20 protein-coding genes are annotated in these 22,704 nt (G+C 64.1%); 9 read left to right on the top strand and 11 right to left on the bottom strand.

The features are described 5' to 3' along the window. Positions 1–3: 3 nt before the first annotated feature. Complete coding sequence (locus ACM6UT_RS04385) at positions 4–462, bottom strand: 6,7-dimethyl-8-ribityllumazine synthase (RefSeq protein WP_416796149.1); 459 nt, start codon at positions 460–462, stop codon at positions 4–6. A 301-nt stretch (positions 463–763) separates the two neighbouring features. Between ACM6UT_RS04385 and ACM6UT_RS04380 the strand changes: the two genes are divergently transcribed. Next, positions 764–1,105, top strand: coding sequence for a hypothetical protein (locus tag ACM6UT_RS04380; protein ID WP_416796148.1), 342 nt, complete (start codon positions 764–766; stop codon positions 1,103–1,105). Between the two features lie 88 nt (positions 1,106–1,193). On the opposite strand, the gene ACM6UT_RS04375 is transcribed toward ACM6UT_RS04380, so the two are convergent. The 7 genes from ACM6UT_RS04375 to ACM6UT_RS04345 form a co-directional block, all read right to left on the bottom strand. Next, complete coding sequence (locus tag ACM6UT_RS04375; RefSeq protein ID WP_416796147.1) at positions 1,194–1,829, bottom strand: riboflavin synthase; 636 nt, start codon at positions 1,827–1,829, stop codon at positions 1,194–1,196. After that, a complete protein-coding gene (gene ribD / locus ACM6UT_RS04370) occupies positions 1,829–2,914 on the bottom strand; it encodes a bifunctional diaminohydroxyphosphoribosylaminopyrimidine deaminase/5-amino-6-(5-phosphoribosylamino)uracil reductase RibD (protein ID WP_416796146.1) in 1,086 nt (361 codons plus the stop codon). The genes ACM6UT_RS04375 and ribD overlap by 1 nt, the downstream gene beginning before the upstream one ends. 3 nt (positions 2,915–2,917) lie before the next feature. Next, positions 2,918–3,394, bottom strand: a complete 477-nt coding sequence (nrdR, locus tag ACM6UT_RS04365) for a transcriptional regulator NrdR (protein WP_416796145.1) — start codon at positions 3,392–3,394, stop codon at positions 2,918–2,920. A 9-nt stretch (positions 3,395–3,403) separates the two neighbouring features. Continuing rightward, on the bottom strand, positions 3,404–4,693 hold the full coding sequence (glyA, locus tag ACM6UT_RS04360; protein ID WP_416796144.1) for a serine hydroxymethyltransferase: 1,290 nt from the start codon (positions 4,691–4,693) through the stop codon (positions 3,404–3,406). A 167-nt stretch (positions 4,694–4,860) separates the two neighbouring features. Next, on the bottom strand, positions 4,861–6,198 hold the full coding sequence (locus tag ACM6UT_RS04355; RefSeq protein WP_416796143.1) for a L,D-transpeptidase family protein: 1,338 nt from the start codon (positions 6,196–6,198) through the stop codon (positions 4,861–4,863). 311 nt (positions 6,199–6,509) lie between these two features. Then, positions 6,510–7,019, bottom strand: a complete 510-nt coding sequence (gene ldtR, locus ACM6UT_RS04350; protein ID WP_416796142.1) for a transcriptional regulator LdtR — start codon at positions 7,017–7,019, stop codon at positions 6,510–6,512. Positions 7,020–7,150: 131 nt separating this feature from the next. After that, positions 7,151–7,588 (bottom strand): DUF6163 family protein, encoded by a 438-nt coding sequence (locus ACM6UT_RS04345; protein ID WP_416796141.1) that lies wholly within the window; start codon positions 7,586–7,588, stop codon positions 7,151–7,153. Between the two features lie 206 nt (positions 7,589–7,794). On the opposite strand from ACM6UT_RS04345, the gene hemB reads away from it, so the two are divergent. The 5 genes from hemB (at position 7,795) to ACM6UT_RS04320 (ending at position 13,038) form a co-directional block, all read left to right on the top strand. Continuing rightward, on the top strand, positions 7,795–8,808 hold the full coding sequence (hemB, locus tag ACM6UT_RS04340) for a porphobilinogen synthase (RefSeq protein WP_416796140.1): 1,014 nt from the start codon (positions 7,795–7,797) through the stop codon (positions 8,806–8,808). Positions 8,809–8,888: 80 nt separating this feature from the next. Next, the gene (locus ACM6UT_RS04335) at positions 8,889–9,347 is read left to right on the top strand and encodes an RDD family protein (protein ID WP_416796139.1); all 459 of its coding nucleotides are present in this window, start codon (positions 8,889–8,891) and stop codon (positions 9,345–9,347) included. Positions 9,348–9,527: 180 nt separating this feature from the next. Then, positions 9,528–11,357, top strand: coding sequence for an SLC13 family permease (locus tag ACM6UT_RS04330; protein ID WP_416796138.1), 1,830 nt, complete (start codon positions 9,528–9,530; stop codon positions 11,355–11,357). A 27-nt stretch (positions 11,358–11,384) separates the two neighbouring features. Then, complete coding sequence (locus ACM6UT_RS04325; protein WP_416796137.1) at positions 11,385–12,152, top strand: arginyltransferase; 768 nt, start codon at positions 11,385–11,387, stop codon at positions 12,150–12,152. Between the two features lies 1 nt (position 12,153). Further along, positions 12,154–13,038 (top strand): DMT family transporter, encoded by an 885-nt coding sequence (locus tag ACM6UT_RS04320; protein ID WP_416796136.1) that lies wholly within the window; start codon positions 12,154–12,156, stop codon positions 13,036–13,038. Between the two features lie 2 nt (positions 13,039–13,040). On the opposite strand, the gene ACM6UT_RS04315 is transcribed toward ACM6UT_RS04320, so the two are convergent. After that, a complete protein-coding gene (locus ACM6UT_RS04315) occupies positions 13,041–14,156 on the bottom strand; it encodes an Acg family FMN-binding oxidoreductase (protein ID WP_416796135.1) in 1,116 nt (371 codons plus the stop codon). 232 nt (positions 14,157–14,388) lie between these two features. Continuing rightward, positions 14,389–16,665 carry a DNA topoisomerase IV subunit A gene (parC, locus tag ACM6UT_RS04310; RefSeq protein WP_416796134.1) on the bottom strand — a complete coding sequence of 759 codons (2,277 nt, stop codon included), beginning with the start codon at positions 16,663–16,665 and terminating at the stop codon, positions 14,389–14,391. A gap of 218 nt (positions 16,666–16,883) precedes the next feature. On the opposite strand from parC, the gene ACM6UT_RS04305 reads away from it, so the two are divergent. From ACM6UT_RS04305 to ACM6UT_RS04295, 3 genes are all read left to right on the top strand, one after another. Continuing rightward, a complete protein-coding gene (locus ACM6UT_RS04305) occupies positions 16,884–18,077 on the top strand; it encodes a hypothetical protein (RefSeq protein ID WP_416796133.1) in 1,194 nt (397 codons plus the stop codon). A gap of 158 nt (positions 18,078–18,235) precedes the next feature. Continuing rightward, positions 18,236–19,645 carry a cytochrome P450 gene (locus tag ACM6UT_RS04300; RefSeq protein WP_416796132.1) on the top strand — a complete coding sequence of 470 codons (1,410 nt, stop codon included), beginning with the start codon at positions 18,236–18,238 and terminating at the stop codon, positions 19,643–19,645. A 10-nt stretch (positions 19,646–19,655) separates the two neighbouring features. Continuing rightward, positions 19,656–20,639, top strand: a complete 984-nt coding sequence (locus ACM6UT_RS04295) for a lysophospholipid acyltransferase family protein (protein ID WP_416796131.1) — start codon at positions 19,656–19,658, stop codon at positions 20,637–20,639. A 65-nt stretch (positions 20,640–20,704) separates the two neighbouring features. Here ACM6UT_RS04295 and aspS read toward each other — a convergent pair whose 3' ends face one another. Next, positions 20,705–22,495 (bottom strand): aspartate--tRNA ligase, encoded by a 1,791-nt coding sequence (gene aspS, locus ACM6UT_RS04290; protein WP_416796130.1) that lies wholly within the window; start codon positions 22,493–22,495, stop codon positions 20,705–20,707. Positions 22,496–22,704: the final 209 nt, after the last annotated feature.

Here is a 22,704-nt window from a genome sequence, read left to right as displayed (position 1 = left end):
TGGTCAGCCACCCAGTTTCCGCTTGAGCGCGATCATCGTCAGCGCGGCGCGAGCGGCGAAGCCGCCCTTGTCCAGTTCGGAGCGGCGGGCACGCGCCCAGGCTTGCGCTTCGTTCTCCACCGTCAGAATGCCGTTGCCGATCGGCAGAGATTCCGAGACCGCCAGGTCCATCAGCGCCCGGGAGGACTCGTTGGAGACGATATCGAAGTGATAGGTCTCGCCGCGGATCACCATGCCGAGCGCGACGAAGCCGTCGTATTCCGTGCCACCGGCATCGGCGCCGTCGAGTGCCATGGCAATCGCCGCGGGAATCTCCAGCGCGCCGGGAACGGTTACGACGTCATAGGTCGCGCCCGCCTCTTCAAGCGCGGCCTTCGCTCCGTCGAGCAGCGCATCCGACATATCGTCGTAGAAACGGGCTTCTACGATCAGAAGATGGGGAGCCGATTGCGTCTGTGGCATGAGTATGATCCTGGAAACGGGGAAAATCGGGCGCGGCCCGAACAGATCGCGGTCAAACCATGCCGGCCCGCTATTGGCAAGTGTTTTTAGATCGACCTCGCGCAAATGGCGGACAACGATGCCGGCACGGCGGGCGGCGGAGTCCCGCAAGGAGGCGATTTGATGGCATCATGCATTACGATTGTTTAATCAAATTCAACAGCTTAGTGATTGGAAGTTGATGGGGAAGTGGCTCATATCTCTCTTCGTGAGCGCCACGGAAATCCTCCCGTTCCGCTGACTTCATCAAAGGAGAAAAGCCATGAACCGCTTCACCAAGATTGCCTCCGTCACCCTCTTAGCCGCGCCTTCCGTCGCCGGTTACAGCCATGCTGCGACACCGCGCGCCGTCGACGAAGCCCTCCGCTCGACGGCAAACCCCGCGTTCAACGTGGTCGAACTGTCGTCGCTCGGCCATCGCAGCCCGGTCCTCGCGGAATACAAGGACGTGAGCCCCGCCTCCACGTCGGCCCGCGACCTCCAGACCGCGATCGAGTCGAACCGCAGCCTCAGTCGGCAACTGACCGCCGAAAACGTCGAGATCGGCAACATCGTCGGCGCCGAACGGGCCGCCGACGGCAGCTTCATCTTCTATCTCCGCTGACCGGTCCTTGTGGCGGGCTCGAAGGCGCCTCGCGGATCATCCCGCGGGGCGTCCGCGCGTTTCGGCCTATCCCGCAGAAACGCCGGCGTCAGCCGGCAGAAGCGGAGCCGGCTGTCCGGTCGGGGAATTCAGCAAGCCGCGCCGCATAGCGCGCCATGGTATCGACCTCGAAGTTCACCTTGTCGCCGGCCTTGCGTTCGCCCCAGGTGGTGACCTCCAGCGTGTGTCGGATCAGCAGGATGTCGAAGTCGGTGCCGTCCACGGCATTGACGGTGAGCGAGGTTCCGTCGAGCGCCACCGAGCCTTTCGGCGCAACGAAGCGGGCGAGATGCTCCGGCACCCGCAGCCGAATGCGCACGGCATCACCTTCCGGCGCCACGGAAAGGATCTCGGCGGTGCCGTCGACATGACCCGAAACGATATGACCGCCGAGCTCGTCGCCGATCTTCAGCGCCCGCTCGAGATTGACGCGCGTCCCCTTCCTCCAGCTGCCGATTGTGGTGAGCCGCAAAGCCTCTTCCCAGGCCTCGACCTCGTACCAGCGGGCATTGCTGCCCTGCTCCGGCAGGGCGGTGACGGTGAGGCAGGTGCCGGCATGGGCGATCGACGCTCCCATGTCGATGGTCGCCGGGTCGTAGCTGGTGGCGATCCGGAGCCGGACGCCCTCCTTCAGCGGCGTGACGGACTCGACGGTGCCAATGTCGGTGACGATGCCGGTGAACATCAGATCCCTCTCTCGTAATCGTCGAAGCGGTCGGCGCCGAAGACTGCCGAACGCACGTGCTTGAAACCTTCCGGTATATGGTCGGTGTCGACCGGTGCGGCAATACCGTCCGGACCGATCGGGTTCGGTCCGTGGAACAACAGGATGCGATCGACCAGCCCCACGTCGAGGAAAGCACTCGCGGTCTTCGCTCCGCCCTCAACGAGAACGGAAGAAATGCCCCGTGAGACCAGCCCGAAGAGCAGGCTTTCGAGATCGTTCGCCTCCACCACCTCGACACCTTCGGCCTCCAGCGCGGCACGCCGGCCTTGCAGGGACTCGGACCCGCCCTCGCCGGCCACGGCGATCACCGGCACCTGTTGCGCCGATCGCACGAGCTTCGAGGTGAGCGGCAGGTCAAGGTTGCGGTCGAGGACGACGCGAACCGGCGAAAAGCGCTCAAGGCCTGGCAAGCGGACAGTCAGCTCCGGATCGTCGGCGAGCGCCGTGCCGATCCCGACGAGGATGGCGTCGGTCTCTGCCCGCAGGAGATGCACCTGTTCGCGTGACTTGGGTCCGGTGATGGCGATCTGCCCCTCACCTGCTCGCCCGATCATGCCGTCGGACGATATGGCAAGCTTCAGAATCACTTGCGGACGTTTCTTGATCTGGCGCGTTAGATAGGCGGCAAGCGCCCTGCGCCCCTCCTCCTCAAGAACACCGGTAACGACCTCGATGCCGGCATCCTCAAGGATCGTCACGCCGCGTCCGGAGACCCGAGGGTCCGGATCGAGCACGGAAATCACCACGCGGGCGATGCCGGCGGCGACGATCGCGTTGGCGCAGGGCGGGGTCCGACCGTAGTGCGAACACGGTTCGAGGGTGACGTAGGCGGTCGCGCCGCTCGCCTTCTCGCCGGCCTCGGCGAGCGCCTGCGGTTCCGCGTGGGGACGTCCGCCCTCCGCGGTCACGCCGCGGCCGACGACTTCACCGTCCTTGACGATCAGGCAGCCGACCGAGGGATTGGTGGAGGTGCGTCCGAGATGCGTCAGCGCAAGACGCAGCGCCGCTTCCATGAACCGCTGGTCGTCGGAAGCGGCGTCCACGGTTCACTCCATCCCGTGGTCGCGGGAGATCTTGGCGTTGATTTCGGCTATGACGTGCTCGAAATCCTCGGCATGCGAGAAGTCGCGATAGACCGAGGCGTAGCGGACGAAGCCGACGTCGTCGAGGCTCTTCAGCGCTTCGAGGACTTGTAGGCCGATCGCCTCCGACGAGATTTCCGTCTCGCCGGAACTTTCGAGCCGCCGCACGATACCGGAGACCGCCCTTTCGATCCGGTCGCGGTCGACCGGCCGCTTGCGCAGCGCAATCTCGAAGGACCGCACCAGCTTGTCACGGTCGAACGGAACCTTGCGGCCTGTCTTCTTGACCACCATCAATTCACGCAGTTGCACCCGCTCGAAGGTGGTGAAGCGGCCGCCGCAATCCGGACAGATGCGGCGCCGACGGATGGACGTGTTGTCCTCCGCCGGCCGCGAGTCCTTGACCTGGGTCTCGTCCGATCCGCAGAAAGGGCAGCGCATCCGCTCTCCTTACATGTACGGGTACATCGGGAAGCGGCCGGTGAGGGCCACGACCTTTTCGCGGACGGAAGCCTCTACGCCGGCATTGCCCTCGTCGGAATTGGCGACCTTGAGACCGTCCAAAACCTCGATGATCAGGTTGCCGATCTCGCGGAACTCGGCTTCCTTGAAGCCACGGGTGGTGCCGGCCGGCGTGCCGAGGCGAACACCGGACGTGACGAAGGGCTTTTCCGGATCGAAGGGGATGCCGTTCTTGTTGCAGGTGACGTAAGCGCGACCGAGGGCGGCTTCCGCACGCTTGCCGGTCGCGTTCTTCTTGCGAAGGTCGACGAGCATCAGGTGGTTGTCGGTGCCGCCCGAAACGATGTCGACGCCGCCGGCCATCAGCGTGTCGGCCAGAGCCTTGGCGTTCTTGACGATCTGCGCGGCATAGTCCTTGAAATCGGGCTTCAGCGCTTCGCCGAGGGCAACGGCCTTCGCGGCGATGACGTGCATCAGCGGGCCGCCCTGCAGGCCGGGGAAGACGGCCGAGTTGATCTTCTTGGCGATATCCTCGTCATTGGTGAGCACCATGCCACCGCGGGGACCGCGCAGCGACTTGTGGGTCGTGGTGGTCGCGACGTGGCAGTGCGGGAATGGCGACGGATGCTGGCCGCCGGCGACGAGACCGGCGATGTGGGCCATGTCGACCATCAGCCAGGCGCCGACTTCGTCGGCGATCTCGCGGAAGCGCTTCCAGTCCCAGATGCGGGAATAGGCGGTGCCGCCGGCGATGATCAGCTTCGGCTTGTGCTTGCGGGCCTTCTCGGCGACATCGTCCATGTCGAGCAGATGGTCGCCTTCGCGAACGCCGTATGAGACGACGTTGAACCACTTGCCGGACATGTTGACCGGAGAACCGTGGGTCAGGTGCCCCCCGGAATTGAGGTCAAGGCCCATGAAGGTGTCACCCGGCTGCAGCAGCGCCAGGAACACCGCCTGGTTCATCTGCGAACCGGAATTCGGCTGGACGTTGGCGAAGTTGACGCCGAAAAGCTTCTTGGCACGCTCGATCGCCAGTTCCTCGGCGATGTCGACATACTGGCAGCCGCCGTAGTAGCGCTTGCCCGGATAGCCCTCGGCGTACTTGTTGGTCATGATCGAACCCTGCGCCTCGAGCACCGCGCGCGAGACGATGTTCTCGGAGGCGATCAGCTCGATCTCATGGCGCTGGCGACCCAGTTCCTTCTCGATCGCGCCGAAGATTTCGGGATCGACCTCGGCAAGCGGGCGGGAGAAGAAGGCATCGGTGTTCGACATAGTAGAAGGCTCCTGAACGGGTTGATGCCAAGGGGTCTTAGCCTCCTGCAGGACCGAGGGCAATACGGCTTACGACATTTGAGCATCAAAGAGCGATAACGTCCCGCCCGGACGAAAAAAGCCGCGCTCCGGAGAGGCGCGGCTTTAAAGGGAGGCGGCAAATGCCCTTACTGCTGTGGCACGAGGTCGTCGTCGACCGAGATCGAACCGGCGACCTGTTCGACGCCGATATTGGTGTCGAGCGCGAGCTGGACGTTGCCGTCGAGCTGATAGATGTCGTCGCGGAACTGGACGACATTGTCCTTCGCCGACCAGGCGGTGAGGTACACCCAGTGGACGCCGACGTCGTCGCTCACCGGGATCGGCGTGTTGACGCGCGATGCGATGACCTGCTCGATCTGCTGACGGCTCCAGCCGGGCGTGTATTTCAGCACCCAGACGATGAGGTCGCGGACGTTCTGCACGCGCACGCAGCCCGAGGACTCGAACCGCATGAGCTTGTTGAACAGCCCTTGAGTCGGCGTGTCGTGCATGTAGACCGCTTCCGGGCTCGGGAAGTTGATCTTCGTCGCCGACATCGCGTTGATCTTGCCCGGGTCCTGGCGGAACATCAGGTTCGGCGCCTTCGGGGCGAACCAGTCGATCGTTTCCGGCGCAACCTCGTTGCCCTTGCCGTCGATCAGGCGAATGCTGTTGCGCGCCAGATAGGTCGGGTCCTTCTGCATCAGCGGCACGATGTCCTTCTCGACGATCGAGCGCGGCGCAGTCCAGTACGGATTGAGGATGATGTCGGAAACCTTGGAGCTCACCAGCGGCGACGGACGGCTGATGCGGCCGACGATTGCGGTATTGCGCAGCGCCACGCGGTCGTTCTCGACAGCCTCGACATAGGCGGCCGGAATGTTGACCATGATGTAGCGGGCTTCGAGCTGCTTGCTGACGATGTCCTGCAGGCGTTGCAGGTTGACGTTGAGCTGCATCAGGCGGGTATCGGCCGGGACGTTGAGCGCCTTCAGCGTGAACTCGCCAAGCACACCGTCGTCCGGAAGGCCGTGACGGGCCTGGAAGCGCTTGACCGCACCGTCGACATAGGTGTCGAACGAATTGGAAAGGCCGGCCGAGCGCGGCAGGTCGCCGGAGATCATCAGGCGCTGTCGCAGCGTCTGGACCGACGGATCGCTGACGCCGAGCTTCAGTTTGACGCCCGGATTGACCTGCGGCCAGCCGCCATTGGCGACGATGGCCTGGTAGTTGGCGATCGCCTGCTGCACATGCATGATGTTGCTGGGGCTGAGGACCGGCGTATTTGACACGACATTGGCATTTGCACGAGAAACCTGCGCGTCGAACTGGTCGTCCCAGTTCCCGCGGCGCGGCGCGTTGATGACATCGTCGATCGCCGTCTGTGCGGCCGCCTGCCCGGCGATTGCGGCTACACCGGCAACGGCGGCGCCACGCAGCAGAGCACGACGCGACATGGCAAGATTTGCAGGCTTATTCGACATATTCCCTACCATTTTCCCAAAAAGGACAGACAGCCAGCCTATACACAGGCATGGTTAACAAACGCGCACGCGTCTTGCCGGTAGCCCGAAATCGGCCATCCGGACGGGAGGGCCACGCGGCGTTTTCTCTTCCCCGGCGCTCCCATATCAATATGGCCAATTCGTGTCACCGGTGGCCATTCACGAATGCGTGTCGCGCCGCGCCGTCCAACGCACGCAGGCGCCGTGGCGGGCAGATTGCCGCGCCAGGCGCCTCGTCGTGCGACTGCATGACTGGAGGAAAATGCAGTACCTCGAAATGCCCCGGTGGATCAGAGACGGTAGAGGATCTGGTCGTTCCAGAAGCGGTCGAGGCGCTGCAGGAGCTTGTTCATCTGGGTGAATTCGTCCGAACCGATGCCGCCGACCTTCTGGATCGAGCCGATGTGGCGCTCATAGAGGCGGGCGACGGTCTCGGCGACTTCCTGGCCGCTGTCGGTCAGACTGATGCGGACCGAGCGACGGTCGATGCGCGAACGCTGGTGATTGATGAAGCCGAGGTCGACCAGCTTCTTGACGTTGTAGGACACGTTCGAGCCGAGATAGTAGCCCCGCGAGCGCAGCTCGCCGGCGGTCAGCTCCGAGTTGCCGATGTTGAAGAGAAGGAGGGCCTGGACGGCGTTGACGTCCGAGCGACCCTGACGGTCGAACTCGTCCTTGATGACGTCCAGAAGGCGGCGATGCAGCCGCTCGACCAGGTGGAGCGATTCCAGATAGAGCGAGCGGATTGCATCGTCATGCGGGGCGTGTGTTGCCGGCTGCGGCTTGAGTTTCGTGTTCATGTCGATCTGCCTCACTGTTTGTCTGGCGGCTTTTGGTTTTCTTCCCGCCTTGTGAGAGACACTATCGAATGCGCCTAAAATTCTATTTAAAATGCAGGCTTAACAGGAGCTTACCGAAAGCCGAGTGTCGATCAGGGTAAATCAACCCTTATCTCCTGCGCCTTGCGGCGCTGTTCCAGCCAGAGAGCGACGCGAAACGCGAGGTAGACGACCACCACCGCGGAATGCATGGGAACGACGAGGCTGTTGCTGCCGTAGATGTTGCTCCAGACACCATACATCAGGATCTGGCCGCCGGCCGCGAAGACCCAGATCACCGGCCCCCAGGACACGGCAAGCCAGAGGCCGAGGGCCGCCACGGGAAAGACGACCGCGAGGCTGCTGGCCGCAACTTTCCATGGCAGATTCAGGAGATCGAAGCGGGCGCTGCCGCCGAACGAATAGCCGACGAGCATCGCCCAGTATTGAAGGCCGAACCACAAGCATGAGACCGCGACCAACCGGAGGAAGGTCACGAACAATGTCTCCGTCAGGCTGCGTTTCGGCACGTGCGGCGAATCAGCTTCCATCCGCAAAACATAGGCGGACGCCCTCGTCGCTGCCAGCGACTTCCAGAGAAAAGGCGGGAGCGAAGACCTTCGCCCACAGCGCAGCCGTCGAAGCGACGATGGTCGATCCGCGACTTCGAAGGGGCTGCGACGACGTTTACTTTTGCACGGCTCCGGTCTCGTGCTATGCAGCCGGCGGTTTGAGCCACCAAGCGAGGACGAGTGCCATGACGCAGGACATAACCCACCGTGTCGACGAGATCACCGGTCACCGGCGGATGCGACGCAACCGCAAGGCCGACTGGACGCGGCGGCTGGTGCTCGAGAACCGGCTGACCGTCGACGACCTCATCTGGCCGATCTTCATCATCCCCGGCACCGGCATCGTCGAACCGATCGCCGCAATGCCAGGCGTCAACCGGATGTCGGTCGACAAGGCGGTGGAAGCGGCGAAGGAAGCGGCCGATCTCGGCATCCCGGCACTCGCCACCTTCCCCAATGTCGAGATGGAGCTGCGTGACCAGACCGGATCGCAGATCCTCGAGGCCAACAACCTCATCAATCGCGCGACCGCGGCGATCAAAAAGGCGGTGCCGAACATCGGCGTCATCACCGACGTCGCACTCGATCCCTTCACCAGCCACGGCCATGACGGCATCCTGCGCGAGGGCGAGATCGTCAACGACGAGACGGTCGACCAGATCGTCCGGGCGGCGGTGCTGCAGGCCGATGCCGGCTCCGACATCATCGCCCCTTCCGACATGATGGACGGCCGCGTCGGCGCGATCCGCCGTGGCCTCGACGCCGCCGGCCACCAGTCGGTCGGCATCATGGCCTATGCGACGAAGTTCGCCTCCTGCTATTACGGCCCCTATCGCGAGGCGATCTCCACCGGCGGCCTGCTGAAGGGCGACAAAAAGAGCTACTACATCGATCCTGCCAACGGCACCGAAGCGATGCGCGATGCGGCCCTCGACGTCGAGGAAGGCGCCGACATGCTGATGGTGAAGCCGGGTCTCCCCTATCTCGACATCTGTTGGCGGATGAAGGAAGCCTTCAGCCTGCCGGTCTTCGCCTACCAGGTCTCCGGCGAATATGCGCAGATCAAGGCAGCCGCGATGAACGGCTGGCTCGACGAAGAGAAGGCGATGATGGAAACACTGCTCTGTTTCAAGCGGGCGGGCTGCGACGGCATCCTCACCTACTTCGCGATGGACGTCGCAAGAAAGCTTGCAAAATAAAGGCGGTACCCTTGCCCGGGCGGATTGCCAAGGTCCGCCCGGCACCCCATATGCGTCTTCAAACAAAAGGAGCGCATGTCATGACCTACAATCCCAATCCGCTCTATGCGGCCCCCGACGACTGGCGGGCCTATAGCGGGGTCCTGTCGCGGCGCGTGTTCGCCTTCATCATCGACTACCTGATCATCGCGCTCCTGTGGATCCCAGCTGCCGTGCTCGTCTTCTTCGTCGGCATCCTGACGCTCGGCCTCGGTTTCATGCTCTATCCGATCCTGTTCTTCATCGTCGCCGGCCTCTATTTCGGAATCTCGCTGGCAGGACCGTTCCAGGCCACCCCCGGCATGCGTGCTATGGGCATCGCCATGGTCCGGCTCGACGGACGCAAGATCGACTTTGTCACTGCGATTGCGCATCTCGCGCTCTTCTGGATCCTGAACTCGGTGCTGACGCCGCTGATCCTGCTTGCCGGCCTCTTCACCGAACGGTCGCGTCTCGTCCACGACTTCCTCGTCGGCACCGCCACCATCCGCACCGCCTGATACGGCCGGGACGTTGCGGGCAGGCGCATATGAGACCTGCCCCAAGCCACGCCGGCGCAAGAATATTTCCTGGACCTCGCGACATTTGAAACGCTAGGACTGTTCCGCTTGCCCTTGGATCGACATAAAGGGCCGTGCCCGGACCGCCGATCCGGCCGGCCCCTGTAGCGGAACCATTGAATGCCGGACCTTCATCTCGTCGCAACGTTCGTCGTCATCCTCGCCACGATCATCGCCTTCGCAAGCGACCGCTATTCGGTCGAGGCGGTTTCGCTCGGTTCGCTCGCCACGCTTCTCGCGATCTTCGGAGCCTTTCCGATGCGCACCCCGGACGGAAGCGTGCTCGGACCCGACGCGCTGCTCGCAGGCTTCGGCGACCCGGCACTCGCGACGATCATCGCGCTCCTGATCGTCGGCCAGGGGCTCTTCGCCACGGATGCCCTGGAGCGCCCTGCCCGCATCCTCGGCAATCTCGGCGCCAACCGGCCATGGCTCACCATCACCATCATCCTCGGCGTGACCGGCACTACCAGTGCCTTTCTCAACAACACGCCGGTGGTGGTGATCTTCATTCCGATCCTGACGGTGGTCGCCGCGCAGCAGCGGGTTCCGAACTACAAGATCTTCATGCCGCTCTCCTTCATCACCATCCTCGGCGGGATGACGACGGTCATCGGCTCCTCCACCAACATGATCGCGGCGGGGCTTGCGGCACAGCAGGGCCTTGAGATCGGCTTCTTCGACCTGACCGGCATGGGGCTCATTCTCGCTCTCGTCGGCGGAGCCTATGTTCTCGTGGTGATGCCGCGCCTTCTCAAGGATCGCATATCGGCGGCATCACGCGAGAACCAGGTCACCGGCACGCAGTTCGTCGGCGAGATCCTCCTGACGGCGGGCCATCGCTATATCGGCATGACCTCCAAGGCGGGCTTCTTTCCGGAAATCCGCGATCTGACCCCGCGCCTGCTGCTGCGCCGCGACGTGCCGATCCGCCCGCCCTTCGAGAACATCACCCTGATGCCGGGCGACATTCTGATCGTCACGGGAACGCGCAAGGCCTTCATGGATGCCATCGCCAAGGGCGAGAAGGGAACGACGGGGCTCGAAGGCGAGGATGGCTACAGCAGCAATATCGACGTCGTGCCGCCCGGCGCCCATTACCATATCGTCGAGGCGGTGATCGCCCCCGGCTCGCGCTACGAAGGCCGCACGATCCAGCTCTCCGGGCTTCAGGCCCAGTTCGACGTCGCCGTCTTCGGCGTGCAGCGCAAGAGCCGCATGGCACGGACCGCGCTTTCCGAGATAAGGCTCGAACCCGGCGACACCCTGCTCATCGGTGGCACGATGGACGCGCTTGCCGCCATGCGGGGCAATCACGACATTCTCCTGCTGGAGCACTCCGCCGAATCCGTGCCGCAGAAGCGAAAGGCGAGGATCGCCGCGACGATCTTCGTCGCCATCGTCGCGCTCTCGGCCTTCGAGGTCTCCCCGATCGTGGTCAACGCCGTCGTCGGTGCCGGCCTGATGATCGCGCTCGGCTGCCTGACGTTCAATCAGGCAAGCCGCGCCTTCGACAAGCAGATTTACCTGATGATCGGGACGGCGGTCGCGCTCGCAACCGCGCTGGAGCACACCGGAGGAGCCTCGCTCATCGCGCGGGAAACGATCGCCCTGATGGACGGTGCGCCGAGTGCAGTCGTGCTTTCTGCGCTCTTCCTGCTGATGGCGATGCTGACCAACATTCTTTCCAACAACGCCGTCGCCGCGCTGTTCATGCCGATCGCGCTCGACGTCGCACGCCGCGTCGGCGCACCGCCCGGAGCCTTTGCCGCCGCGGTGATCTATGCCGCGAACTGTTCCTTCGCGACCCCCGTCGGCTACCAGACCAATCTGCTGGTGATGGGGCCGGGCCACTACCGGTTCGCCGACTTCGTGAAGGCGGGTACACCGCTCGTCGTCATCATATGGTTGACGTTTTCCATTCTTGCGCCATGGTATTATGAACTATAGTCGCGAAAGGATCGGGCCCCGGCCACGATGAACACCCAGACGTCCCCTTCCCCGCAGTTCTACCTGACGGCGCCGGCGCCGTGTCCCTACCTGCCGGGTGAGAAGGAGCGGAAGGTCTTCACCCATCTCGTCGGGCCACGGGCGACCGAGATGAACGACCTACTGACGCAGGGCGGTTTCCGACGCTCGCAGAACATCGCCTACCGGCCAGCCTGCGAATCCTGCCGCGCCTGCATCTCCGTCCGTATCCTCGCGAAGGAATTCACGCCCGGCCGGTCGTTCCGTCGTGTGCTTGCCGTCAACCGCGACATCGTCGCGACCGTCTTCCCGGCGCAGCCCTCCTCGGAGCAGTTCAGCCTCTTCCGCCGCTATCTCGACCATCGTCACCAGAGCGGCGGCATGTCCGACATGACGGCACTCGATTATGCGATCATGGTCGAGGACACCCATGTGCAGACGAGGATCATCGAATACCGGTTGCGCGCTCCGGGCGACGGCCTCAAGGGGAAGCCGAAGGGCGAACTGGTTGGGGTCGCGCTCAGCGATTTCATGAGCGACGGTTTGTCCATGGTCTACTCGTTCTTCAATCCGGCCATGGAAAAGCGTTCCCTCGGCACGCTGATGGTGCTCGACCACATCAACCGGGCGAAGGCGCTCGGACTGCCGCACGTCTATCTCGGCTACTGGGTCAAGGGGTCGGACAAGATGGGCTACAAGATCCGCTTCCAGCCGCAGGAGCACCTCCTGAGCCAGGGATGGCAGCGTTACATCTCCTCTGAACCCACCCGGGACTGACATGCCTTCAGAACACTTCGACGCGCGCCGCAAGGGGCTCGTGCTGACCACGGCCGGCGGCCTGGCGCTCTCCTTCGACATTCCGCTGGTGCGCCTCGCCGACGGCGACATCTGGTCGGTGCTGGCGTTGCGCAACCTCTCGACCTTCGCGCTGGCGGTAGTCCTGCTCCTGCTGCTCCGCCGGATCGGCGACGGCCGGGTGCCGTTCCGGCTCTCCCGCCGCAGCGTCGCCGCGAGCACCCTCTATGGTCTATCGACCATGACCTTCATCGCCGCCGTCTACCATACGACGACGGCGAACCTCGTCTTCATCGTCGCCTTCAATCCGATGTTCGGTGCGCTTCTCTCGTGGGTTTTCCTGAAGGAGCGCCCCTCCTCCGCCACCCTCACGACAATGGCGATCATGGTCTGCGGCGTGGCACTGATCGTCGGCGACGGCATGGCCGCGGGGCATCTCTTCGGCGATCTGCTTGCGCTCGCCTGCGGGTTCCTCATCGCGGCAGCACTGACGATCGGCCGCGCATCGAAGGAGCCGATGGGATTTGCGTCGCTGATGGGAACGCTGCTGCCCGGCGTGACCGGGCTCGCGATGGCGAGCCAGACCGGTTTCGCCATCAGCGAGCCGCAATGGGCATTGCTCGACGGCGCGGTCATGATGCCGCTCGCCTTCTGGTGCCTCGCCACCGGCCCACGCTACCTGCCCGCGGCCGAGGTCGGCATGTTCTATCTCCTGGAGACGATCCTCGCCCCCATCTGGATGTGGCTGGTGTTCACCGAGGCCCCGAGCCGGATGACGCTGGTCGGCGGCACGATCATGCTCCTCGGCCTCATCGGAAACTCGCTGCTGCAGGTCTGGCTTTCCCGCCGCATGCAGCCCGGAGTTTGAGCTCAGGCGTCGCGCACGATCACCGCCTCGACCGGCCGGCGGGGCGAATAGGGCAAGGCCGGCGCATAGCCGAAGCGAAGTACGAGGTCGGGACGGCGTCCCTTCAGCCCGGCGACACTCGCCACATCCGCACGCAGGCCCGCGACCTCCACCGGCTGGTTGACGAATGCGGTCCGGATGCCGAGCGCCGTCGCCGTCAGGCAGAAACGCTGGCAGGCCCGTCCCGCAGCGATCCAGCCGGCCGGGCTTTCCGGCGCGGCGGAGAAGACGGCGATCCCCGCGGAGCTGTCGATCTGGCGGGCATATTTGTCGGCCTCGGTGCGAGGCCTGAAGACCATGTCGAAGGCATGCGGTCCAACCCACTCCGGCAGAGCGGGATTGCCGCTCGCCGGCGCGTACAGCCCATCACCCCGCGTCATCGCCGCCGAGGAACTGAAGCGAATCCATCGCTTGAGCTCCGCCACGAAGGCGCGATCCGCCATCTGCGCATCGTTGCCGGCGACGACGAGGTCACGCATGCGGCCGATCACGGCACGTTCGGTCACCAAGGCCACCTGAACGCCGTCGACGGCGGCACTCTTGCGAAGCCGCTCGAGGTCGGCGGACGGCACCGGCCGCCCGTCGTAGGCGCTGCGCGTCGACTGCCGCCGCGGGATTGCCGTGAACATCTTCCACGTTTCCGCATCGGCGGGCACTCCATCGCTCAGGAACGTCAGCGACGCGCCCGTATCATTGCCGTCCCGTGTCACCGTGACCGCGCCGGGGCGGCCAGTCGCGATCGCGGCGATCGCGAGATTCTCCACGGCGCAGCCGAGGCTGACGTAGAGGTGATGATCGTCGGGATCGACGACCGGCGTGCGGCGGGAAAAATCCGGCCGAATGGCGATGCCGCGTTCCGACGTTCGAAACAGCCAGGGCTGGGTATTGTGTCCGTTGGCCGCGAGTGTGGCATAACGAAGAAGGCCGCGATCGGTCGCCGGTGCGGTCAGCGGAACGCGCAGGTCTCGCGAATAGCGCTCATAGTGAGCCGCCGCACGCCTGGCCTCGACGACGATGCCTACGCCGCCGAGCGCCAGTGCCGCGGAGCCTCCGGTCAAGATTCCACGTCGCGTCAGCATCCGGCCACCTTCCGTCGATCAAGGAAAAACGATACAACCGAAGGATAACGCTACGGCGGCTACTAGCAACCCCCGCGAGAGTAAAACTCACCGACAAAATTGGTGATCGAGTGGCCGAACGGCCGCTGCCGAGGTCCGGCACCGTGGCTCAGCCGTCACGCCCCGCCGAGTGCAAACAGAAGGGCGGCGCGCGGCGGTTTCTTGCCGATCATACCGTCCCGCGTCGCTGATCTCAGCCTGAGAACTTGCTGCTGCGCGGGAAGCCCTTCGGCACCAGCCGCCCGGCGGAGGCCCGGTCGCCCAGCCATTCGACCAGTTCGTCCTTGCTCTTGGTAAAGACGCGACCCGCGCTGTCCTCCCAGGTCAGACCGTCAGCGATCGCGAAGCACTTCACGTCGGAGATACCGCCATCCTTGTAGCGCTGCAGGCGCACGCCCTTGCCACGCGACATCTCCGGCACCTGCGCCAGCGGGAAGACCAGGAGCTTGCGGTTCTCGCCGACGACGGCGACGTGGTCGCCTGTGACCGGCACGACGAGCTTCGTCTCGTCCGGCATGCCGACATTCATGATCTGCTTGCCCTTGCGGGTATTGGCGACCATCTCGCTTTCCGGAATCACGAAACCATTGCCCGCGGTGGAGGCGAGCAGGAGCTTGCGCGACGGATCGTGCACGAAGGCCGTCAGGACGTCCTGATCGTTCTCCATGTCGACCATGATGCGGATCGGCTCGCCGTGACCTCGGCCGCCGGGCAGCTTGTCGCCGCCGAGCGTGAAGACCTTGCCGCCAGTGGTGACGAGCAGGATCTTGTCGGTGGTCTGCGCCGGGAACGCGACCCGAAGAGCGTCGCCCTCCTTGAAGGTGAGGCTGGACGTATCGGAAATATGGCCCTTGAGGGCGCGGATCCAACCCTTTTCCGAGACGACAACAGTGATCGGCTCCTTCTCGATCATCGCCTGCTGGATCGCCTCTATATCGGCCTCCGGCGCATTCGAGAACATTGTACGCCGGCGGCCGAGTTCCGTCGCCTTGGCGTACTTCTTCTTGACCTCGCCGATCTCCCAGGCAACCGTCTGCCACTGCTTGTCGTCCGAGGCGAGCAGGGATTCGATCTCGGCCTTCTCGGCCGAGAGTTCCTCGTGCTCCTTGCGGATCTCGAATTCCTCGAGCTTGCGCAGATTGCGCAGCCGCATGTTGAGGATGGCCTCAGCCTGGACGTCGGTCAGGTCCCATCTGGCGATCAGGACCGGCTTCGGCTCGTCCTCCTCGCGGATGATGCGGATCACCTCATCGAGGTTGAGATAGGCGATCAGCAGGCCACCGAGGATCTCGAGGCGCCGGTCGATGGCGGCGAGCCTGAAACGCGAACGGCGGACGAGCACGTCCTTGCGGTGGTCGAGCCACTCCGTCAGGACCTCGTTCAGGGCCATGACCTTCGGCACCTTGCCCATCGAGAGCACGTTCATGTTGAGCGGAATACGGCTTTCGAGTTCCGTCAGCTTGAACAGCGACTCCATCAGCAGTGTGGCGTCGACGGTACGGCTCTTCGGCACCAGCACGATGCGCACGTCCTCGGCCGATTCGTCGCGGATGTCTTCCAGCAACGGCAGCCTGCGGGCGATCAGCAGCTCGGCGATCTTTTCGATGAGCCGCGATTTCTGCACCTGGTAGGGGATCTGCGTGACGACGATCTGGTAGCCGCCGCGGCCGAGGTCCTCGGTCTCCCACTTCGCCCGGACGCGGAAACCGCCGCGGCCGGTGCGATACGTCTCGACCATGCTCTCGCGGCTCTCGATGATGATGCCGCCGGTCGGGAAATCCGGGCCTTCGATGCCGCCGCGCTGCGGGTTCGCCGGATCGGCGATCAGTTCCTCGACGGTGGCGCCGGGATTCTTGATGAGATAGAGCGCCGCGTCGCAGATCTCATGGACGTTGTGGGAAGGAATGGACGTCGCCATGCCGACAGCAATCCCGGAGGAGCCGTTGGCGAGCAGGTTCGGGAAGGCGCCCGGCAGGACGACCGGCTCCTCGTCTTCCTCGTTGTAGGTCGGACGGAAGTCCACGGCATCCTGTTCGATGCCTTCGAGCAGAAGCGCCGCGACCTCGGTCATCCGCGCTTCGGTGTAACGGTAGGCGGCGGCACTGTCGCCATCGATATTGCCGAAATTGCCCTGCCCGTCGACGACGGGATAGCGCTGCGAGAAATCCTGCGCGAGGCGCACCAGCGCGTCATAGACCGACTGGTCGCCGTGCGGGTGGAACTTGCCGATGACGTCGCCGACGATACGGGCACACTTCTTGAAGGCCGAGTTCGGGCGGATGCCCATCTCGCTCATCGCGTGGATGATGCGCCGGTGCACCGGCTTCAGCCCGTCGCGTACATCGGGGAGCGCGCGGTGCATGATCGTCGACAGCGCATAGGCAAGGTAGCGCTCTTCGAGCGCTGCCCTCAAATCCACCGGTTGAATATTGTCGCCGCCGTCACCGGGCGGCAAAAGGCTCTTTCCCATGCGTCCTTGCTAGCGGAGATGACCCCGGACGGCAAGGAATCCGGCTGATCCGATTGTGGATTAAGTCTGTTTCGGGACATCGCGCCGCAGCCGCGCCCGCAGGACGGTCAACCCTGCGGGAACCACCCAACTTCCCGCTATACTTCTCCCGCAGCAGACAGTAGGCTCCCGCGCAACCAAAAGGTTCAGTGATTACACCGATTTCAAGAGGATTCATTATGACACAGTCCCGGGCGACCAAGCTTCTTCTGGCCGGAACCTTCCTGCTCTCTCTCTCCGGTCATGCCTGGGCGTTGGACGGCCAGGACCTGCTGAAGAAGATCAATGCCGCCTACGCAGCCGGCAGCGCGACGATCTCGGCCGAGTCGGTCGAAGTCGACGGCAGCGACGTGCTGCTGAAGGGCGCCAAGTTCACGACGCTCGGCGAGAACCAGTCGAGCGTCAATCTCGGTGACCTGACGCTGACGAACGTCTCCGAGGAAGACGGCGGCGCCTATTCCATCGAGCGCATCGACTTTCCTCCGGTCAATTTCACCGAAGAGAAGTCGTCCGTGACGGTCGACAACCTCTACCTCGCCGGAATCTGGGTGCCCGGCAGCACCGAAGGCAACGATCTGTCCTCGATGATGCTCTACGACGAGGCGCATAGCGGCCCGATCAAGGTCGTCGTCGATGGCAAGGAAGTCTTCTCGATGACGGAAGCGAGCGGCACGCTCGACGTCGCCGAAGACGAGAAATCGATGAGCTTCGAGGCCGACATCAGCGGCATCAAGGCCGATCTCGCCTCGGTCGAGGACGCCCAGAGCAAGGAAGCCATCGAAGCCCTCAACCTGAAGACGATCGACGGCAAAGTCTCCATAAAGGGCAGCTGGGAGCTCGCCACCGGCACGATCAAGGTCGAAGAATATGCCTTCGACTTCGCCAATGTCGGCATGCTGAACCTCGCCTTCAGCGTCTCGGGCTACACGATGGACCTCGTCAAGCAGCTGCAGGAGACCGCCCGCACGATGCAGTCCCAGCCACAGAACGAGCAGGCACAGCAGGCCGCCGGCCTCGCCATGCTCGGGCTGATGCAGCAGATGTCGTTCAACAATGCCGAAATCCGCTTCGAGGACGACGGCATCACCGGCCGCGGCCTGGAATATGCCGGCAAGCAGCAGGGTACCTCCGGCGCCGACATGGCGCAGATGGTGAAGGCCATGGTGCCGATCATGCTCGGCCAGGCCAATCTCGGCGCCTTCGCCAACGAGGTCTCCGCGGCCGTCAATAGCTATATCGACGACCCGAAGAGCCTGACGATCTCCGCCACCCCGGAAAAGCCCGTGCCCTTCCCGATGATCATGGGCGCCGCCATGGGGGCTCCGGACACGCTCCCGAAGGTGCTCGGCGCCAAGGTGACGGCGAACAACTGACGCATCGTTTCGGCAAATCATTTGTTGCTGGAGACAGGGCGCGGCTTGCCGCACCCTTTCGTCACGGATACTGGTACTTTCAGCGCCGCGCGATTGACGAACCGACCCGCCCCGTCAATCCTCGGTTGCCCACCGACAACCATGGAATCTATCGCGCAATGTTTGCCTGGCGGCCCCGACCGGTTGAAATCACCGAAAGACTGAACGACACCTCGTTCGAACCCGCGCATGCCGCCTACTACGACGGCAAGAGCGGTGACTGGCTGCGGCTCCTCTTGCAGGCACGGGTCGATTTCCTGTCGATCTGGCGCCCTGCCGACTTCACCGAACGGGTCACTGCCACACGGGTGCTCGGCCGGCAGATCGTGCTGGTCAACGCACCGGACCTCATCCGTCAGGTGGTGGTGAAGCGCCACGAGAACTACGAACGCAAGAGCCCGCAGATGCGTCGGGCTCTCGAATACCTGCTCGGCGACGGCCTCTTCATTTCCGACGGCGAGACCTGGAAACAGCGGCGCGCGCTCGTCAACGATATCGTCCACACCAACCGGGTGCCGAGCTTCGGGCCGGTGATGGAGAAGACTGCCGGCGAACTGGTCGAGCGCTGGAGCCGCATGCCGGACGGGGCGAGCGTCAACGTCCTGCACGAGATGGCAGGCCTGACGGCGGAGATCATCTCGCGCAGTGTCTTCGGGAACAATCTCGGCAAGGAGAGCGCCGATGCGGTCACCGACAGTTTCACGAGCTACCAGTCGCTGATCGACTCCATCAATCTCGGCTATTTCATCGGCTTCGATGAAGGCCTGCCGGTCTTGCGCACGCCTTCGCTGCGCCGCTCGGTCAAGCGGATCCACCGCATCATCGACAAGGTGGTGGAGGACCATCTCGCCGGACGCGGCGACCATAATTCCATGGTCGAACTCCTGATCCGCCGGCAGGAGCGCAGCCCCGAGCTGAAACTGGATCTCGTCGCGCTGCGTAACGAGGCAGCGACGATCTTCATGGCCGGGCACGAGACGACGGCGGCGACGCTCACTTGGGCCTGGTACCTGCTGTCGCGTGCCGGCTGGGCGGAACAGGCAGTGCATGAGGAAATCGCCCGCGTCTGCGGCGACCGCACACCCACCATCGACGACGTGCCGAACCTCGACTATTGCCGCGCGGTTATCGAGGAGACACTCCGGCTCTATCCGCCGGTGCCGATCCTCGCCCGTCAGACGAAACAGGCCGACACGATCGGGGACATGCCGATCGAACCCGCGTCGCTCGTGCTCATGGTGCCGTGGCTCCTGCACCGCACACCGAGCCTCTTCGAGGACCCGCATCTCTTCCGACCCGAGCGTTTCCTGAATGGTCGCCGACCGGTTCCCTACAGCTACATTCCGTTCGCCAGCGGCCCGCGCGTCTGCCCAGGCATGAATTTCGGGCTCACCGAGGCGATCCTTTGCCTCGCCGTCCTCGCGCAGCGTTTCCGCGTACGCGTCGATGCCGGCCACAAGGTGGAGCCGCTCTGCCGCCTCACCCTGCGCCCCAAGGGCGGGCTGCCGGTGACGTTGCATCGGCGCTGAGGCGGACCGAATGGCAAGCTCCGGCAAGCGCAAGGCGTGGATCTATCAGCGCGAGGCGGCCCCGCCTTTCGCCGACCTCCTCGCCGGCGGTGCTGCGCGCCAGCGTTTCGTCCGCTACTGGATCAAGGACAATCTGTCGAACGCCGGCGATCTCCTCGTCCATTTCGGCCTGAAGCTGCTGCCCGCCGATCTCTGCTCAGATGCCGGGGCGGCGATCGGCCGGTTCGCCCTGCCCCGCTTTCACCAGGGCGCACAGAAGCGGGCCCGTGCGACGCTCGCGCGCCTCAGACCCGATCTCACCGAGAGCGAACGGGAGGCGATCCTTTTCGCCAACAACGCCCATCAGGGGCGGGTGATGACGGAATTCTCCATTACCAACCGCGTTGCGCGCAGTCGGTCGCGGGTGAGTCACGTCGGGACAGAAAAGATTGTCGCGGCGAACCGGAAAGGCCCGGTGATCCTGATCGGCATGCATCTCGGCAACTGGGAAGTGATGGCGCCGGCGCTGGTCTCGATCGGGGTGACGCCCAACATCAACTTCGTGCCGCCGAACAGCCGGGCGCGCGCCTGGATCGCCGAGCGGGTCCGGCGCAAGGCCGGCGTCGGTTTTCTGCCGCCCGGCCAGGAGGGCGTGCGACCTGCCCTCAAGGTCCTGAAATCCGGCGGCGTCGTATCGATCTTCTGCGACGAAGGCCTGCAGGCAAAGATCCGCGGCCCCCTCTTCGGTCGCAAGCCGAATCTCGAAGGCAATCTGGCGGTCGCCGTCCGGCTGGCGAGGATGACCGGCGCGGCACTCTGCCCAATCTACACGCTGCGCGACCGCGGCGCCCGTTTCACCTTCCATGCCCTGCAGCCGCTCACGCTTCCGCCGGAGGAAACGCCGGGTGCCCGCCTGATGGACGACATCGCGCTCCTGAACGCGGCAATCGAGCCGACCATCCTCGCCCATCTCGACCAGTGGTACTTCCTCGACCACAGCCTGCCGCAGGAATGACGGCAAGAAAAAACCCCGGAAGCAGAATGCTTGCCGGGGTTTCCTTTGGTTCAGAGGGAGACTACTCAGTCCTTCTTCGGCTGCGGCACGACGCGCAGCGCAAGCTCGCGCAGCTGCGTCGGGGTCGCCTCCGACGGTGCGTTCATCAGCAGGTCCTGCGCCTGCTGGTTCATCGGGAACAGCGTCACCTCGCGCAGGTTCTTCGCGCCGACGAGCAGCATCACGACGCGGTCGATGCCGGCCGCCATGCCGCCGTGCGGCGGAGCGCCGTACTGGAAGGCGCGGTACATTCCGCCGAAACGTTCCTCGACATCGTCCTTCGAAAGGCCGACCATCTCGAATGCCTTGACCATCAGTTCCGGCGACTGGTTACGGATCGAACCGGAGGCGATCTCGAAGCCGTTGCAGACCATGTCGTACTGGTAGGCCTTGATCGACAACGGATCCTGGCTTTCCAGCGCCTCCATGCCGCCCTGCGGCATCGAAAACGGGTTATGGGCGAAGTCGATCTTCTTCTCGTCCTCATTCCATTCGAAGAACGGGAAGTCGACGATCCAGCACAGCTCGAAGCGGTCGCGGTCGATGAGGTTCAGTTCCTCGGCGGCGCGGTTGCGCGCTTCGCCGGCGAACTTGTAGAACTTCGCCGGTTCCCCGGCGACGAAGAAGCAGGCGTCACCTTCGTCGAGACCGAGCTGCGTGCGGATCGCTTCGGTGCGTTCCTCGCCGATGTTCTTGGCGAGCGGGCCGGCCCCTTCGAGGAGCGTGCCTTCCTGGCGCCAGAAGATGTAGCCGAGGCCCGGCTGGCCCTGGCTCTGCGCCCAGGCGTTCATCCGGTCGCAGAAGGCGCGCGAACCACCGGTCTTCACCGGGATGGCCCAGACTTCGACCTTCGGGTTCGAGGCGATCATGTTCGCGAAGACCTTGAAGCCCGAACCGGCGAAATGCTCGGTCACGGCCTCCATGACGATCGGGTTGCGCAGATCCGGCTTGTCGGAACCGTATTTGCGGATCGCCTCGTCATAGGGAATGCGCGGGAATTCCTGCGTCACCGGCTTGCCGTCGGCGAACTGTTCGAAGACGCCGCGCATGACCGGTTCCATGGTCGTCCAGACGTCTTCCTGGGTGACAAAGCTCATTTCCAGGTCGAGCTGGTAGAATTCGCCCGGCAGGCGGTCGGCACGCGGGTCTTCGTCGCGGAAGCACGGTGCGATCTGGAAGTAGCGGTCGAAGCCGGCGACCATCAGCAGCTGCTTATACTGCTGCGGCGCCTGCGGCAGCGCGAAGAACTTGCCCTGGTGAATGCGGCTCGGCACGAGGAAGTCGCGGGCGCCTTCCGGAGAAGACGCGGTCAGGATCGGCGTCGAATACTCGGCGAATCCGATCTCGCCCATGCGCCGGCGCATGTCGGCGATGATCTGCGTGCGCTTGACGATGTTCCTGTGCAGCGTCTCGCGGCGCAGGTCGAGGAAGCGATACTTGAGACGCACGTCTTCCGGATAGTCCGGCTCGCCGAAGACCGGCAGCGGCAATTCCTTGGCCGCCGACAGGACTTCGATCTCCTGGGCGTAGAGCTCGATTTCGCCGGTCGGCATGTTCTTGTTGATCGTGTCTTCCGAACGGGCCTTGACGAGGCCGTCGATGCGGATGACCCATTCGCCGCGCACGGTTTCCGCGAGCTTGAAGGCCGGGCTGTCCGGGTCGGCGACGACCTGGGTGATACCATAGTGGTCGCGCAGGTCGATGAAGAGCACGCCGCCATGGTCGCGAACGCGATGAACCCAACCGGAAAGCCGGACGGTGTTGCCGACGTCGGACTTGCGGAGAGCGGCACAGGTGTGGCTGCGGTAACGATGCATTTTGCTAAATCCTGGACTTGGGCGCCGGCAAGAAAGGCAAAAAAGCGCCCCGAGCTGCCGAGAGAAAATCGGGCGGAAAAGCGCACGTGCTGTCCGATTTGTCAAGGCTGGAGCAGATATGGTCGCTATTTCGGCTATAACGGCAGAGGCGGCTGGTCTAGATATGACATCCTGTCTCGGCAGCGACTCAAAGACGGCACCGCCAATCC

This window comes from Ciceribacter azotifigens, from assembly GCF_048159625.1.
GTDB lineage: Bacteria > Pseudomonadota > Alphaproteobacteria > Rhizobiales > Rhizobiaceae > Allorhizobium > Allorhizobium azotifigens.
This window is presented reverse-complemented; position numbering and strand designations above follow the sequence as displayed.